This is a genomic window from Cellulomonas triticagri (assembly GCF_003696205.1).
GTDB lineage: Bacteria > Actinomycetota > Actinomycetes > Actinomycetales > Cellulomonadaceae > Cellulomonas > Cellulomonas triticagri.
The window spans coordinates 1-14,978 of sequence record NZ_RFFI01000109.1; the positions used below are offsets into that span (position 1 = coordinate 1).

Sequence of the window (14,978 nt, forward strand, 5' to 3'; positions counted from 1 at the left end):
CGCCGGCGGGCACGGTCAGGCGGACTCGGCGACGGCCGGCGCGCGGTCCTTCGCCCCGGCGGCCGTCGGGACGTCGCCCTCGGCGGTCGCGGCGCGGTCGCCCGAGCGGTGCCCGCGCGCGGGCCGCTCGTCCGCCTCCGTCGTAGCGGCGTCGTCCTCGGCCTGCTCGGCGGACCCGGTGTCGGCGTCCTCGACCTCAACCTCAGCCGTGCGGCGCGGGGTGCGCCCGGCCGGCTTCTCGGTCTCCTCGGCGTCCTCGACGGCCTCGGCCGCGTCGGTCTCGGCCTCGGGCACGACGTCCTCGCCCTCGCCGGACCCGGCGTAGGCGTACGTCGCCTCGTAGGTGACCTGGCGGCCCTCGTCCGAGCCGTCGAGCGCGAGGCCCAGCAGCGCGGCGTTGGCGGCCCGCAGGCGCTCGGCGGACTCTTCGACGGCCCCCATCGGGGTGTGCCCGATGGTGACGGCCAGCAGCACGCCGTCGGCGTAGGACCCGAGGATGGTCGCGTCGGCGGCGACCAGCATCGGCGGGGCGTCGATGATGACGACGTCCGCGGTGGCCCGCAGCTGCTCGACCAGCGCGCGCACCTCGTCGGAGGCGAGGAAGTCGGCGGGGTCCAGCTCGGTGCGCAGCGCCGGGTGCACGGACAGGTGCGGGATGGCGGTGGGCACCGCGGCGGTGCGGGCGCGGGCACCCTGCCCGGTGCGGGCGGGGGCGTCGGCGGACGCGGGCAGCAGCGCGTTGAGGCGGGGCTGGCGCAGGTCGCCGGACAGGACGACGACGCTGCGGCCGGACAGCGCCCAGGAGGCGGCGAGGTTGGCGGCGACGAACGAGCGCGGGGTCTCGACGTCGGCGGCGGTCACGACGATGACGGCGGAGCCGGAGTCGTTCTCGACGGCGGCCTGCAGGGCGGTGCGCAGCTCGCGGACCGACCGCGTGTACGCGGTGGCCTCGCGGCGGGCGACGGGCAGGGTGCCCTCGGACTCCGAGGACTTGAGCGCGGCGGCCGTGCCGGACAGGCGGGCGAGCACCGGGGCACCGGCGCTGCGGCGGGCGGCGCCCGAGGTGCGGACCTTGGTGTCCAGGCCGCGGCGCAGCACCGCGAGGCCGATGCCGACCAGCACGCCGGCGAGCGCGGCGACGGCGTAGACCAGGCTCGCCGGGATGCTCACGAGGGTGGCGTGCACGGCGTTCTGCAGGATGGTCGCGGGCGACGCGAGCAGCTGGGCCTGCGTGAGCTGGCCGGACAGCGTCTGGTACTGGTCCATCGTGGTCGAGTACTGGGCCTCGAGCAGGCCGTCGACCGGGTCGACGGGCGCGGTCGAGCCGACCGACGCGGCGGCCGTGGCGCGGCGGGCCTCGGTGATGGCCTTCTGCTGCTGGTCGATGCTGCCCGACAGCCCGTCGAGGCGCTCCTGCATCTGGGCGAGGTCGGCGTCGAACTGGGACTGCAGCGCGGCGACGTAGGCGGCGCCGACGGCGTTGGCCCAGTCCACGACGTCGCCGGAGTCGGTGCCGGTCACGGTGATGACGACGTTGCTGGGGTTGTCGACCGCGTACTCGGCGGACGCGCGGCCCGCGAGCGTGCCCGCGAGGTCGGGGTCGCCGAGCTCCTCGGCGGCGGCCTCGGTGACGGCGTCGCTGGTGACGAGGCTCGGGTCGCTCTCCAGGCGGACGCCCGCGGCGCCGAGGGTCTCGGCGTCGACGAGCTGCACGGTGGTCGAGCTCGCGTACTCCGGCTCCTGCCCGGACGCGTACAGGTACGCGCCGCCGAGGGCGGCCAGGACGGACACCAGGACCAGCCACTTGCCGAACCACACGGTCCGGAACATGTCCTGCAGGGTCATCTCGTGGGCCTCTCGGTGGGGACGGGCTCGGCGGTGGCCGTGGCGGCGGGGCGCGGCGCGCCGGTGGCGGTCGTGCGCTCCTGCGCGACGATCGCGTGCAGCCGCGCGATGAACTTCGCCGCGGCGAAGTCGTCGGCGTGCGCGGTCAGCACCGAGGAGTCCCAGGTGCGGGCCAGCGCGCGCGAGGCGGCCTCGGCCACCAGGTCGGGCTCGGGGGCGTCGAAGAACTCCCCGGTGACGCCGTCGCGGACGGTGTCGAGGTACCCGCCGTCGCGCAGCACGACGGACGGGCGGCCGAAGGCGGCGGCCTCCAGCGGGGACAGGCCGTAGTCCTCGTAGGACGCGGCGACCAGGGCGGCGCTGTGCCGGTACAGCCAGCGCAGCCGCGCGTCGTCGACCCGGCCCGCGAGGTGCACCCGGGGCAGGTCCCGCACGCGCTGCTCCAGGGCGGCGCGCTCGGGGCCGTCGCCGACGACGACCAGCCGGGCACCGGGGGTGCGCCGCACGGCCTCGACGACGACGTCGACGTTCTTGTAGGGCAGCAGCCGGGCCACGCAGAGCAGGAACCCGGGCTCGACGCCCTCGACGGGGGTCTCCTCCCCGACCGGCAGCATGGCGGGGGGCGGCGGCAGGATCTCCGCGTCGATGCCGTACACCTCGCGGATGGCCCGCGCGGTGACGGTGGAGTTGGCGAGGTACCGGTCGGCGGTGTGCGCGGCGCGGCGGTCCCAGCGACGCAGCGCGGGCGCGAGCACGCCGAGCGCGGCGGCGGCGACCCGGCGCTGCATCCCCCCGGGCGCGGTGCCCGACCCGGAGCCGCGCGACGGACCGAGGTACCGGTCGGTCTGGTAGAGCCAGCGCGCGGGGGCGTGGCAGTACACGACCTTGCGGCCGGTGGTCGGGAAGCCGTGCGCCCACCCGGTGGAGGACGCGAGCACCACGTCGGCCTCGATGGGCGTGGCCCGCACCGCGGGCGCGAGCAGCGGCAGCGCGAGGCGGTGGTTCCGGCGCAGCGCGCCGACCCGGTCCAGCGGGCTGGTCCGCACGTCGAGCGGCCCGAACTCGGGGAACGTGCCCTCGGGGTGGTAGAGCGTCGTGTACAGGGGGGCGCCGGGGAACGCGTCCGCCATCACCAGGGCGACGCGCTCGGCACCGCCCCGCTGCGTGGCGTAGTCGTGCGCCAGCGCGACCCCGTCAGCGACCGCCATGACCGCTCACGACCACGTGCACGGTCCGCCACAGGATCATCAGGTCGAAGGCGATGGACCAGTTCTCGACGTACCGCAGGTCGAGCTTGACCGCGTCCTCCCACGCCAGGTCGGCGCGGCCGGAGATCTGCCACAGGCCGGTGAGGCCGGGCTTGACGAGCAGGCGGCGGCGGGCGGACTCGCGGTACTGCGCGACCTCGTGCGCCAGCGGCGGGCGGGGGCCGACGAGGGCCATCTCGCCGCGGACGACGTTGATCAGCTGCGGCAGCTCGTCCAGCGAGTGCTTGCGCAGGAAGTGCCCGATGCGGGTGATGCGCGGGTCGCGGTCCATCTTGAACAGCGGGCCGTCGGCCTGGTTCGCGGCGCGCAGCTCGGCGAGGCGCTCCTCGGCGTCCACGACCATGCTCCGGAACTTCAGCATGGAGAACTCGCGGCCCTCCTTGCCGATGCGGGTCTGCTGGAACAGCACCGGACCGGGGCTGGTGATCTTCACGGCGAGCGCGATGACCGCGAGGACGGGCGCGAGCAGCAGCAGCGCGCCGAGCGCGAAGGCGGTGTCGAACACCTGCTTCGCCACCAGCCGGGAGCGGCGGGACTCGGCGGCGTTGACGTGGATCAGCGACAGCCCGGCGGTGGGCTCCAGGCTGACGCGCGGCCCGAAGACCTCCACGATGCCGGGGGCGACGACGAGCTCGGTGCGGGTGCGCTGCAGCGCCCAGGACAGTCGGCGCAGGGCCTGGCCGGACAGCTCGGAGCCGGTGACGATGACGACGTCGAACTCGCCGTCGACCGCGACCTGCACGACGTCCGAGACCGTGCCGAGCACGGGGACCCCGACGCCCGGCAGCGGGCCGTCGAACGACGGGACGCACACGCCGGCGATGTGGTAGCCGTGCTGCGGCAGGCCACTGAGGTCGTCCACGACGTGCGTGATGGAGGTGGCGTCGCCGACCACGAGGGTGCGGCGCATGGCCTCGCCGTGGTCGCGGCGGCGGTGCAGGGCGCGCCGGGCGACGTGCCGCGCGACGATGAGCACCAGCACGACCAGCGGCAGCGCGGCGAAGACGATGGTGCGGGGCACGTCGACGTCGGCGCCGACCGCGAAGACCGCGAGGGCGGCCGCGGTGAGCACCCCGCCGCGGATGACGGCCTCGAACTCGAGGTGGCCGTCGCCCAGCACCTGGCGGTCGTAGCCGCGCTCGACCGCGGTGAACGCGATGAACAGCAGGCCGATGAGCACGCCCCAGGAGAGCTGGAGCAGCGAGACCCCGTGCAGCAGGAACAGCAGGAGCGTCGGGATGCAGGTCGCGAGGACGGTGTCCCTGGCGAGCGTCTCGATCTGGTACGTCGCGTGCTGGCTGCGCCACCCGGAGGGCTCGGCGGTGCCGCGCGGCTCGTAGAACGGCCGGTCGGAGGCCCACGAGAGGCGGGGTCCCCGGGCGGAGCGGCGGCGCTCGGCGTCGTGGTCGACCGGCTGCGGGTCACCCGTCGCCGCGACGGTGCGCTCGGCGGAGCGCGACACGTCGTGATCGTCGAGCAGGCTCATGCTGGGTCCCCCTGGGCAGCCTCGTTGTGGTGTGAGTTGAGGCTATATCAGCGGGTTTGTCCTAGTCCGCCCTAGATGTCCGTTTTCACCCCTTTCACACCCGTATGGCCGAGCGCCGTCACGCTGACGTGCCGCGATGCGACGCGGCTCGCGGTGCGGCGCCCGAGGTCGGGGGTACGCGACGAGGTCGTCACATCCGATGTGACGACCTCGTGCCGTTCCCCCGACCTCGGCGCGCGCGGGGCGCGCGGCGCCGCGCGGGTCAGGGGGTGCGGGTGTGGAACTTCAGCTGCGCCTTCTCCAGGCCCTCCGTGACCAGCAGCTCGACCGCGTCCGCGGCGTCGTCGACCAGGAACGGCAGCTCCTTCTGCTCGGGCTTCGCGAAGTCCCGCAGCACGAAGTCCGCGACGTCCATCCGCCCCGGCGGGCGGCCGATGCCGACCCGCACCCGCAGGTAGTCCTTGGTGCCGAGCGCCTTGGTGGTGTCGCGCAGGCCGTTGTGCCCGCCCTCGCCGCCGCCGATCTTCAGGCGCACGTCGCCGAACGGGATGTCGAGCTCGTCGTGCACCATCACGACGTGGTCGGCCGGCACGTCGTAGTACCGGGCCAGGGCGGCGACCGGGCCGCCGGACGTGTTCATGTACGTGGTCGGCTTGGCGAGCACGGCCCGCGGACCCGGGACACCACCGGGACCCGTCCCGATCCGCACCTCGGCGGTCGCGGCCTGCGGGCGCCGCGACAGCAGCCCGCCGCCCTTGGCGGAGAACGGCGACCCGGCGCGGCGCGCGAGCTCGTCGAGCACCATCTGCCCGACGTTGTGCCGGTTCCCGGCGTACTGCGGCCCGGGGTTGCCCAGCCCGACCACCAACCAGCGCCCGTCGCTCATCGCGGCGCCGCTCCCTTCGTCGTCCCGTGCAGGGTCCTGACATGCCGGACGCCCGGCACCGTTCGCACGGTACCGGGCGTCGCAGCACGGTCGGTGCGCGCGCGGCGCACCGGGCGGGTCACTCCGCGGCGGCCTCGGAGGCGGCGGACTGCGCCTCGGCGAGCTCGGCCTGCGCCTCGTCGGCGGCCAGGTCGTCGGCGGTGACCTGCGGGACGGTGACGGTCACGACGACGGTCTCGGCGTCGGTCTCCAGGGTGGAGCCCTTCGGCAGCGTGATCTCGCCGGCGGTGATGGCGGTGCCGGCCTCGAGGCCCTCGATGGAGACCTCGACGTGCTCGGGCAGGTGCGTGGCCTCGGCCTCGAGCGCCAGCGCCTGGGTCTCGACCAGGTGGATGGTGCCGGGGGCCGACTCGCCGGTGACGGTGACGGGGACCTCGACGGAGACCTTCTCGCCCTTGCGGACGATCAGCAGGTCGACGTGCTCGATGACCTGCTTGACCGGGTCGCGCTGGACGTCCTTCGCCAGGGCGAGGACGGCCTTGCCGTCGACCTCGATGGAGAACAGCGCGTTCGCGGCGCCCTTGAGCGCGAGCATCGTCTCGTGGCCCGGCAGGGCGACGTGGACCGGCTCGGTGCCGTGGCCGTACAGGACGGCGGGGATCTGGTGCGCGCGGCGCAGACGACGGGCGGCACCCTTGCCGAACTCGGTGCGGGTGGTGGCGGCGAGCTTGTTCTCGGACACGGTGACTCCAAGCAGACGGGGCGGTGGCGACGTGTGGTGGCCTCGACGCGGGACGCAGGACGGGACGCGGAGGCGCTTCCACCCAGTCGATCACGGAGCGGAGGCCCGGTTCGCACCGGTGACCGTCCGACCTCCCTCGCCGAGGCAACTTCCCCATGGTAGCGGCCCGCGCTCCCCCGCCCAAACCCGTGGGCAGGTGCCGCGGGCCCCTGGCGGGGCGCACGTCGAGCCGGACCGTCCCCGCACGACGCGAGGCCCGCCGCCCCGGGATCGGAGCGGCGGGCCTCGCGGTCGGCGTCAGGTCAGGACTGGCCGTCGAACAGGCTCGTGACCGACCCGTCGTCGAAGACCTCGCGGATCGCGCGGCCCAGCAGCGGCGCGATGGACAGCACCGTCAGCTTCTCGAACCGGTGCTCCTCCGGGATCGGCAGGGTGTCGGTGACGATGACCTCGCGGGCCCCGCACTGCTGCAGCCGGTCGGTCGCCGGGTCGGACAGCACGCCGTGGGTCGCCGCGACGATGACGTCCTTCGCCCCGGCCTCGACCAGGACGCGCACGGCCCCGGCGATGGTCCCGGCGGTGTCGATGAGGTCGTCGACGAGCACGCAGGTGCGGCCCTCGACGTCGCCGACGACGCGGTTCGCGACGGTCTTGTTGGGCTGGCGGATGTCGCGCGACTTGTGCACGAAGGCCAGCGGGCCGCCGCCGAGCTTCTGCGCCCAGAGCTCGGCCACGCGGATGCGACCGGCGTCCGGGGACACGACGGTGACGTTCTGCACGTCGACGCGGGTCCGCACGTACTCCGTGAGGATCGGCATGGCCCACAGGTGGTCGACCGGGCCGTCGAAGAAGCCCTGGATCTGCGCGGCGTGCAGGTCGACGCTCATGAGGCGGTCGGCGCCCGCGGTGCGGAACAGGTCCGCCATGAGGCGGGCCGAGATCGGCTCGCGGCCGCGGTGCTTCTTGTCCTGCCGGGCGTACCCGTAGAACGGCGCGATCACCGTGATGGTCTTGGCCGAGGCGCGCTTGAGCGCGTCGACCATGAGCAGCTGCTCCATGACCCACTGGTTGATGGGGGCCGCGTGGCTCTGCAGGACGAAGACGTCCGCGCCGCGCACCGACTCGGCGAACCGCACGTAGATCTCGCCGTTCGCGAAGTCGTACGCCGTGGTGGGCAGCAGGTCGATGTCGAGGCTCTTGGCCACGGCGGCGGCGAGCTCGGGGTGCGCGCGACCCGAGACCAGGACGAGTCGCTTCTCACCGTCCTGCGAGACGATCCCGGTCATCGTGCGGTGTCCTCCGTGCTGGGCTGGGCGTCGGGCAGCTCGGCCGGGTGGTCCGGCAGAGTCGGGGGCGGGGTGGTCCAGACCGCGGCGCCGTCCTCGGCGGGCCGGCCGGCGCGCTCGCGCTCGGCGCGGGCCTGCGGGGACAGGCCGTCGTGGTCGGTGCGGGCGCGGGCGGCGGCCTCCGCGGCGGGCGTGCCGGGGCGGGAGCGGGCGACCCAGCCCTCGATGTTGCGCTGGGCGCCGGCGCTGACCGCCAGCGCGCCCGAGGGCACGTCGTGCCGGATCACGGAGCCGGCGCCGGTGTAGGCGCCGTCGCCGACGGACACCGGGGCGACGAACATGTTGTCCGAGCCGGTGCGGGCGTACGAGCCGATCGTGGTGCGGTGCTTGCGCACGCCGTCGTAGTTGACGAAGACGCTGGCCGCACCGATGTTCGTCTCGACGCCGATGGTCGCGTCGCCGACGTAGGACAGGTGCGGCACCTTGGACCCGGCGCCGATCTCGGCGTTCTTGGTCTCCACGAAGGTGCCGATCTTGCCGCGCTCGCCCAGGACAGTGCCGGGACGCAGGTAGGCGAACGGCCCGACGGTGGCGCCCGCGCCGATGACGGCCAGCGACCCGTGCGTCCGCACGACGGTCGCGCCCTCGTGCACCTCGACGTCCTCGAGCGTGGTGTCCGGGCCGACCGTGGCGCCGGTCGCGACCGAGGTCGCACCGAGCAGCTGGGTGCCGGGCAGCAGCGTCACGTCCTGCGCGAGGTCCACGTCGACGTCGACCCACGTGGTCGCCGGGTCGACGACCGTCACGCCGGAGCGCATCCAGCCGTCCAGCACGCGGCGGTTGAGCTCGGCGCGCAGCACCGCGAGCTGGGCGCGGTCGTTGACGCCCTCGACCAGCACGGGGTCGTCGGTGCGCAGCGCCCGCACCCGGCCGCCGTCGCCGCGGGCGATGGCGAGCACGTCCGTCAGGTAGACCTCGCCCTGCGCGTTGTCGCGCCCGAGCCGGCCGAAGGCGCCGCGCAGCACGGCGGCGTCGAAGACGTAGACCGAGGAGTTGATCTCCGCGATGGCGCGCTGGGCGTCGGTCGCGTCCTTCTCCTCCACGATGCCGAGCACGTCGCCGGCGTCGGGGGCGTCCGGCGCGGCGCGCAGGATGCGGCCGTACCCGGTGGGCTCGGCGACCTCGGTGGTGAGCACCGTGACCGCGTTGCCGTCGGCGGCGTGCGCGGCGAGCAGCTCGCCCAGCGTCTCGCCGTCCAGCAGCGGGATGTCGCCCGCGAGGACCACGACCGGGCCCTCCACGAGCACGTGCGCGGCGGCGCCGGGCTCGCCCGGGCCGTCGCCGGCCGAGGCCGCGTCGGCCTGCGCGGCGGCGTCCAGCACACCGAGCGCGCACTGCACGGCGCGGCCGGTGCCGGGGACGTCGTCCTGGTCGGCGACCAGCACCTGCGGCAGCAGCTCGCGGGCGTGCGCCGCGACGAGGTCGCGCTCGTGGCGCACCACGACGGCCGTGCGGCGCGGGTCCAGCGCCTGCGCGGCGGCCAGCGCGTGGCCGAGCATCGAGCGGCCCGCGAGGGTGTGCAGGACCTTGGGTGTGGCCGATCGCATCCGGGTGCCCTCACCTGCGGCGAGGACGATGACCGCAGCGGGGCGGGGGGTGGTCACCTGGGGGTGCTCCCTCTGAGAGGTCTGCCCGCTCGCCGTGGGGCGAGACCGGGCGGGGACGTCGTGCGCTCACGCACTCTACCGCCGCGACGGGGGCGCCCGTCGCGGGACCGTCCCGGCTGTGGACGCAGCGGGCGGGGTACGCCCGGGCGCGCGGGGACGAGCGGGTCGATCATGGGCGGGTGCGCACCACCGCCCGGCGGTCGCACCCGCGAGGCGAGGAGGCGACCCGTCATGGCGCAGACCGACCCGACGACGACCCACCCCCGGGTGGTGCAGACCGTGCTGGACACGACCGATCCGCGGCGGCTCGCGGAGTTCTACCGGGCGCTGCTGGGCCTGGCCTACCGCTCCGGGGACGAGCCGCCCGCACCCGGCGAGCCCGACGCCCGCGGCGCGGACTGGCTCGTGCTGCACGGCGAGGGGCTGTGGCCGCTGGCGTTCCAGAAGGTGCCGGAGATCACGCCGCCGACCTGGCCCGACCCCGCCGTGCCGCAGCAGCTGCACCTGGACATGACGGTGCCGGACACCGCGACCCTGGACGCGCAGCGGGCGCGGGCGGAGGCGCTGGGCGCCCGCGTGCTGCTCGACCGGCGCGAGGACCCGGACGAGCCGCTGTACGTCTTCGCGGACCCGGACGGGCACCCGTTCTGCATCTTCGTGGGCTGAGCCCCCGGGCACGCCGGGACCCGGCCTCGGCGGGTGCAGGGGGCCCGCCGAGACCGGGTCGTCATCGGTCGTCTCCGGCCGGGCTCAGTCGGCCAGCGACGCGCCGTTCGTGGCGATCACGCGCTGGTACCAGCCGAAGGACGACTTGCGCGTCCGGGCCAGCGTCCCGTTGCCGTGGTCGTCCTGGTCGACGTAGATGAGGCCGTACCGCTTGGACATCTGCGACGTGGACGCCGCGAGGATGTCCAGGCCGCCCCACGCGGTGTAGCCGAGCACCGGCACGCCGTCGGCGATGGCCTCGCCGATCTGCTGCACGTGCGTCTTCAGGTAGTGGATCCGGTACGGGTCGTCGATCGAGCCGTCCGGCGCGACCTCGTCCTTGGCGCCGAGGCCGTTCTCCACGACGAACAGCGGCACCTGGTACCGGTCCCACATGTCGCGCAGCGCGATCCGCAGGCCGACGGGGTCGTGGTGCACGCCCCAGTCGGTGACCTCCAGGTGGGGGTTGCGGATGCTGGAGAAGATGTTGCCGCCGGTGATCCCGTACTGGGACGGGTCGGCCGCCGACACCAGCGACATGTAGTAGCTGAACGACAGGAAGTCGACCGTGCCCGCCGCGAGCTCCGCGGCGTCGCCGTCCTCCACGACGACCTCGATGCCCTTCGTCGCCAGCAGGCGCGGCACGAACGTCGGGTACGCGCCGCGCACCTGGACGTCGGTGTGCATGAGGTTGAGGTCGTTGGCCTCCAGGGCCTCCAGGACGTCGTCCGGGGCGCTGGTGGCCGGGTAGTGCAGCATGCGGGCGAGCATGCAGCCGACCTGCGCGGACGGGTCGATGTCCTTGATGATCCGCACGGCCCGGGCGCTGGCGACGTACTGGTGGTGCAGCGCCTGCCAGGACTTCGCCTCGGTGTCCTCGCCCTCGCGGGTCACCACGCCGCCGCCGGTGTACGGCTCCAGCAGCGTCGTGTTGATCTCGTTGAACGTCAGCCAGTAGGTCACGAGCGGGTGCAGCTCGCGCACGACGGCCTCGACGTACCGGGTGTACAGGTCGATGACGCCGCGCTCGGACCAGCCGCCGCGCCCGTCGGCCACGAGCGCCAGCGGCATCTCGTAGTGCGACAGGGTCACGATCGGCTCGATGCCCTTCTCGCGCAGCAACGTGAACAGGTCGCTGTAGAAGTCGAGACCGGCCTGGTTGGGCTCCGCCTCGTCCCCGTTCGGGAAGATCCGGGTCCACGCGATCGACAGGCGCAGGGCCTTGATCCCGAGCTCGGCGAACAGCTCTACGTCCTCGCGGTACCGGCCGTAGAAGTCGACGCCGTACCGCTTCGGGTAGCCCGTGCCGTCCCTCACCGTGCGGGCCGTGGCGATCTCCTCGTCCGAGGCCCGCATCAGGGCCTCGAGCGCGGTGTAGTTGCGCGCCTCCGGGGAGCGGAACGGCACGACGTCGGCGGTGGACCAGCCCTTGCCGCCCGCCTCGAAGCCGCCCTCGACCTGGTTGGCGGCGAACGCGACGCCCCAGAGGAAGTCGTCGGGGAAGTGGGTCATCGGGTGGCCTCCAGGGCGTGCTCGAGCGTCTCGACGGCCAGCAGCGCGGCGGCGGCGGCCACGGTGCCCGTGGCGACCGGCTCGACGCCCGCGAACGCGGTCGAGTTGGTGATGACGACGACGGTCGTCGTGTCGTGGGTGGCCGCGACGGCGGGCAGGTCGACGGTCAGCAGGCGCTGCCCGACGGTGACCCGGTCGCCGTCCGCGACGTGCGCCGTGAAGCCCGTGCCGCCGAGGTTCACGGTGTCGATGCCGACGTGCACCAGCACCTCGACGCCGTCGTCCGACCGCAGGCCGACGACGTGCTTCGTGCCGAACACCGTGACGACGGTGCCGGACACCGGGGAGACGATCTCGCCGTCGGACGGGAGCACGGCGACGCCCTTGCCCATCGTGCCGCGCGCGAACGCGGGGTCGGCGACGTCGGCCAGCGGGACGACGGTCCCGGCGACCGGGGAGGCGACGCGGGGGCCGGAGCCCTCGGCGGTGACGGCGGCGTGCTCGTCCACCGGCGCGGCGACGGGGGTGGCCGCGGGGGTGGCGGCAGCGGCGGTCCGGGTCAGCGGGGACTCGTCGAAGCCGAGCAGCAGCACGGCGACCAGCGAGCCGACGAACGCCACGGCCAGCGAGGCAACGGTCCAGCCGAACGCGGGACCGGCCAGGCCGGGCAGACCCGGCAGACCGGAGTTGCCGACGAGCGCGTACGCCTGCGCGCCGAAGCCCAGCGCGATGGCGCCACCGGCGGCGCCGCCGATCATGCTGCCGAGGAACACCCGGCGCATCGGCAGCAGCAGGCCGAACAGACCCGGCTCGGTGACGCCCATCAGGGCAGTGAAGCCGGTGGACAGCGAGGTCGCGCGGACCTGCTTGGAGCGCGCGCGGATCGCGACGGCGAACAGCGCGCCGGCGACGGAGAACACCTGGACGTAGGTCAGGGGCAGGAACGGGTCGCTGCCGAGCGTCGCGAGGTTGCCGAGGATGAACGGCACCAGGGCCGCGTGCATGCCGGTCATGATGATCAGGGACATCAGGCCGCCCAGCAGGATGCCGGAGAAGACGCCGCCGTGGGTGAGCAGCCAGTTCAGGCCGCCGGAGATCTGGTCGCCGATGATGGCGCCGAGCGGGCCGAGCGCCACGAGGGTGATCGGTCCGACCACGACCATGCTGACCAGCGGGACGACGCTGAGGTGCAGTGCGGCGGGCAGCCACCGCTTGAGCAGCCGCTCGACCCAGGACAGCGCCCACACCGCCAGCAGCGACGGGATCACCGTGTACGAGTAGGTGGTCGCCGTGACCGGGAGCCCGAGGAACGTCACGGGCTCGCCCGCGGCGAGCAGCGCCGCCAGGTTCGGGTACACCAGCGCGGAGGACAGCGCCGCCGCGACGAACACGTTGGTCTGGAACGTGCGGGCCGCGGAGATCGCGATCATCACGGGCAGGAAGAAGAAGAACGCGTCGCCGAGCGCGAACAGCAGCTGGTAGGTCTGCGTCTCGGTCGACATCCAGCCCAGCCACACGGCCAGCGCGAGCAGACCCTTGATGAGACCGGCACCGGCGATGGCGGGCAGCAGCGGCGGGAACGTCTTCGACAGGAACCCGAAGAACCGGTCCCGGATCGAGCCGCCCGACGCGGCGGCGGTGTCCGCGGGCGCGTCGTCGGCGTTGGGGTCGTTGACCTTGGCGACCAGGCCCGGGTGCGTGGCCTTGACCGCCGCGAACACCTTCGGCACGTCGTTGCCGATGATCACCTGGAACTGCGCGCCGCTGTCGTTGATCGCCTGCACGGCGCCGACGGCCCGCACGGCCGCCTCGTCCACGCGGGACCGGTCGACCAGGGCGAACCGCAGCCGGGTCACGCAGTGGTAGAGCGAGGTGATGTTCTCCTCGCCGCCGACGGCCGCGACGATCGCGGCGGCGTCCTTCTCGTACGTCACAGGATGCTCCTGAGGGACCCCGCGCCCCTGGCGGGCACGGGAGTGGGAGGGGTTCAGAGCAGGTTCGACAGGTGCAGACCGAGGTAGGTCCGCTCCTGCAGGGTCATGACGTGTCCGTGCCGCTCCGCGACGACGGCCGCGACCTGGTCCACCACGGCGAACGCCCGGGGCTGCTGCTCCACGAGGAACGCGTGCAGCTTCGGGTCGCCGCCGTCCTCGACCTCGCCGTCGACCACGCGCTGCGCGAGGAAGCGCAGGTGGGTCGCGAAGCGGAGGTAGGCGTGCCGGTCGTCGTCGTCCGCGATGCCCAGCTCGTCCCGCACGACGCCGAGCACGTCGTGCAGGAACGCCATGAGGCGGGCCGTCTTCTCGGACGAGCCGCCGACCGTCGCGTTCACGAAGTGCAACGCGATGTTCACGGCCTCGTCGTCGGTGAAGGTCACCCCGAGCTGCTTGTTGAGGATCATCACGGCGGACCGCGCGAAGAGGTACTCCTCGCGGTGGATGGTCCGCACCTCGACCGCCAGCGGGTTGGCGAGGGAGATCCCCTCCCGCACCCGCTGCACGGCGTACACGAGGTGGTCGGCCAGGGACGCGAAGATGCCGTCCCCGAACTCGCGGCCCAGCGAACGGCGCGCGACCGTGACGATGTCCGCGGTGACCTGGAGGATCTCCGGCGGGATCGTGCCCACGATCGACGCGAGGTGGTTGCCGACGGCGTCGTCGCGGACCCGGAAGACCGACTCCACGCGCTTCTCGTCGATCGTGTCGCCAGGCTTGCCCTGGAAGCCGATGGCCTTGCCGACCACGATCACGTCCCGGCCGGCGGCGTCCACCGCGGCCACGACGTTGTTGTTGAGGATGCGCCGCACCTTCACGCTTCTCACCCCGTTGCAGACCTGCTCTACCGGGGCCCTCTTTGGCCTCGGCGGTGGTGTTGCCTGCGTGCGCAGTGACAAGCCGCGAGGACGCTAACACCCGGGCCTGTGGCTGACAACCACGCGGGTCAGGACTTCACCCGCTGCGCCGCCCGGCCCGTTTGACGCGGCGCGAGCGGCGCGCGTACAACTGGGCCACCAGGGTTGTCACTGAGCAGGATCAGGCAAGACCTGAGGAACCGGCGTGCGTCGGGGCCTCAGGTCTTTTTTGTTGCCCTGGACGGCCGTCCGACGCCGGGCGGCCGACGACGAAGGGAACCACCGATGCTTCGACGCCGAGCACGAGTCGCGACCGCCTCCGGTCTGCACGCCCGCCCCGCCTCCCTGGTGACCGGGGCCGTCGCCGCGGGCGGCCACCCGGTGCAGATCGCCCGCGTCGGCCAGCCCGCCGTGGACGCGTCGAGCATCCTCATGCTCATGGGCATGAAGCTGGAGCACGGCGAGGAGGTCGAGCTCACCTCGGAGTCGGCCGACGCCGAGACCCTGCTCGACGAGCTCGCCGCCCTGCTGGAGAGCGACCTCGACGCGGTGGCCCAGGCATGACCGCCGCCCGCACCGCCGACGGGGCCGGTGCGACGGGCGTCCTGACCGGCATCGGCGTGGGGCGCGGCTGCGCCGTCGCGCCGGTCGCCCTGGTCGCCGCGCCCCCGCAGGTCCCCGCCGACGAGCCCGCCCCCGCTGACGCCGACGCCGCCGAGGCCCGGCTGCG

The 14,978-nt window shown here is 73.9% G+C and carries 12 protein-coding genes; 2 read left to right on the forward strand and 10 right to left on the reverse strand.

All coding sequences use genetic code 11. The features are described 5' to 3' along the window. Nucleotides 1-15: 15 nt before the first annotated feature. The 7 genes from EBM89_RS16285 to glmU form a co-directional block, all read right to left on the reverse strand. The gene (locus EBM89_RS16285; RefSeq protein WP_122150706.1) at nucleotides 16-1,845 is read right to left on the reverse strand and encodes a polysaccharide biosynthesis tyrosine autokinase; all 1,830 of its coding nucleotides are present in this window, start codon (nucleotides 1,843-1,845) and stop codon (nucleotides 16-18) included. Next, nucleotides 1,842-3,053 carry a glycosyltransferase gene (locus tag EBM89_RS16290; protein ID WP_122150707.1) on the reverse strand — a complete coding sequence of 404 codons (1,212 nt, stop codon included), beginning with the start codon at nucleotides 3,051-3,053 and terminating at the stop codon, nucleotides 1,842-1,844. Before EBM89_RS16290 ends, EBM89_RS16285 begins: the two co-directional genes overlap by 4 nt. Then, a complete protein-coding gene (locus EBM89_RS16295; protein WP_122150708.1) occupies nucleotides 3,040-4,599 on the reverse strand; it encodes a sugar transferase in 1,560 nt (519 codons plus the stop codon). The genes EBM89_RS16290 and EBM89_RS16295 overlap by 14 nt, the downstream gene beginning before the upstream one ends. 262 nt (nucleotides 4,600-4,861) lie before the next feature. Then, complete coding sequence (gene pth / locus EBM89_RS16300) at nucleotides 4,862-5,485, reverse strand: aminoacyl-tRNA hydrolase (RefSeq protein ID WP_122150709.1); 624 nt, start codon at nucleotides 5,483-5,485, stop codon at nucleotides 4,862-4,864. 118 nt (nucleotides 5,486-5,603) lie between these two features. Then, complete coding sequence (locus tag EBM89_RS16305; RefSeq protein WP_122150710.1) at nucleotides 5,604-6,227, reverse strand: 50S ribosomal protein L25/general stress protein Ctc; 624 nt, start codon at nucleotides 6,225-6,227, stop codon at nucleotides 5,604-5,606. A 302-nt stretch (nucleotides 6,228-6,529) separates the two neighbouring features. Continuing rightward, nucleotides 6,530-7,513, reverse strand: a complete 984-nt coding sequence (locus EBM89_RS16310; protein ID WP_122150711.1) for a ribose-phosphate diphosphokinase — start codon at nucleotides 7,511-7,513, stop codon at nucleotides 6,530-6,532. Continuing rightward, nucleotides 7,510-9,177 (reverse strand): bifunctional UDP-N-acetylglucosamine diphosphorylase/glucosamine-1-phosphate N-acetyltransferase GlmU, encoded by a 1,668-nt coding sequence (gene glmU, locus EBM89_RS16315; protein ID WP_122150712.1) that lies wholly within the window; start codon nucleotides 9,175-9,177, stop codon nucleotides 7,510-7,512. Before glmU ends, EBM89_RS16310 begins: the two co-directional genes overlap by 4 nt. Before the next feature lie 234 nt (nucleotides 9,178-9,411). On the opposite strand from glmU, the gene EBM89_RS16320 reads away from it, so the two are divergent. After that, nucleotides 9,412-9,846, forward strand: a complete 435-nt coding sequence (locus tag EBM89_RS16320; RefSeq protein WP_122150713.1) for a VOC family protein — start codon at nucleotides 9,412-9,414, stop codon at nucleotides 9,844-9,846. Between the two features lie 84 nt (nucleotides 9,847-9,930). On the opposite strand, the gene EBM89_RS16325 is transcribed toward EBM89_RS16320, so the two are convergent. From EBM89_RS16325 to EBM89_RS16355, 3 genes are read right to left on the reverse strand one after another with little or no spacing between them, the layout of a single operon-like run. Further along, nucleotides 9,931-11,397, reverse strand: a complete 1,467-nt coding sequence (locus tag EBM89_RS16325) for a family 1 glycosylhydrolase (protein ID WP_122150714.1) — start codon at nucleotides 11,395-11,397, stop codon at nucleotides 9,931-9,933. Beyond that, entirely contained in the window at nucleotides 11,394-13,331 is a 1,938-nt protein-coding gene (locus EBM89_RS21405; protein ID WP_158609700.1) for a glucose PTS transporter subunit IIA, read from the reverse strand. Before EBM89_RS21405 ends, EBM89_RS16325 begins: the two co-directional genes overlap by 4 nt. A 53-nt stretch (nucleotides 13,332-13,384) precedes the next feature. Then, complete coding sequence (locus tag EBM89_RS16355) at nucleotides 13,385-14,209, reverse strand: PRD domain-containing protein (protein ID WP_158609701.1); 825 nt, start codon at nucleotides 14,207-14,209, stop codon at nucleotides 13,385-13,387. 324 nt (nucleotides 14,210-14,533) lie between these two features. On the opposite strand from EBM89_RS16355, the gene EBM89_RS16360 reads away from it, so the two are divergent. Next, nucleotides 14,534-14,812: an HPr family phosphocarrier protein gene (locus tag EBM89_RS16360; protein WP_122150719.1), complete on the forward strand. Its 279-nt coding sequence runs from the start codon at nucleotides 14,534-14,536 to the stop codon at nucleotides 14,810-14,812. Nucleotides 14,813-14,978 lie beyond the last annotated feature (166 nt).

Excerpts from the sequence above, each read along its gene's own strand:
- EBM89_RS16285 (WP_122150706.1), bottom strand. The coding sequence starts at position 1,845 with ATGACCCTGCAGGACATGTTCCGGACCGTGTGGTTCGGCAAGTGGCTG.
- EBM89_RS16290 (WP_122150707.1), bottom strand. The coding sequence starts at position 3,053 with ATGGCGGTCGCTGACGGGGTCGCGCTGGCGCACGACTACGCCACGCAG.
- EBM89_RS16295 (WP_122150708.1), bottom strand. The coding sequence starts at position 4,599 with ATGAGCCTGCTCGACGATCACGACGTGTCGCGCTCCGCCGAGCGCACC.
- pth (WP_122150709.1), bottom strand. The coding sequence starts at position 5,485 with ATGAGCGACGGGCGCTGGTTGGTGGTCGGGCTGGGCAACCCCGGGCCG.
- EBM89_RS16310 (WP_122150711.1), bottom strand. The coding sequence starts at position 7,513 with ATGACCGGGATCGTCTCGCAGGACGGTGAGAAGCGACTCGTCCTGGTC.
- EBM89_RS16320 (WP_122150713.1), top strand. The coding sequence starts at position 9,412 with ATGGCGCAGACCGACCCGACGACGACCCACCCCCGGGTGGTGCAGACC.
- EBM89_RS16325 (WP_122150714.1), bottom strand. The coding sequence starts at position 11,397 with ATGACCCACTTCCCCGACGACTTCCTCTGGGGCGTCGCGTTCGCCGCC.
- EBM89_RS16360 (WP_122150719.1), top strand. The coding sequence starts at position 14,534 with ATGCTTCGACGCCGAGCACGAGTCGCGACCGCCTCCGGTCTGCACGCC.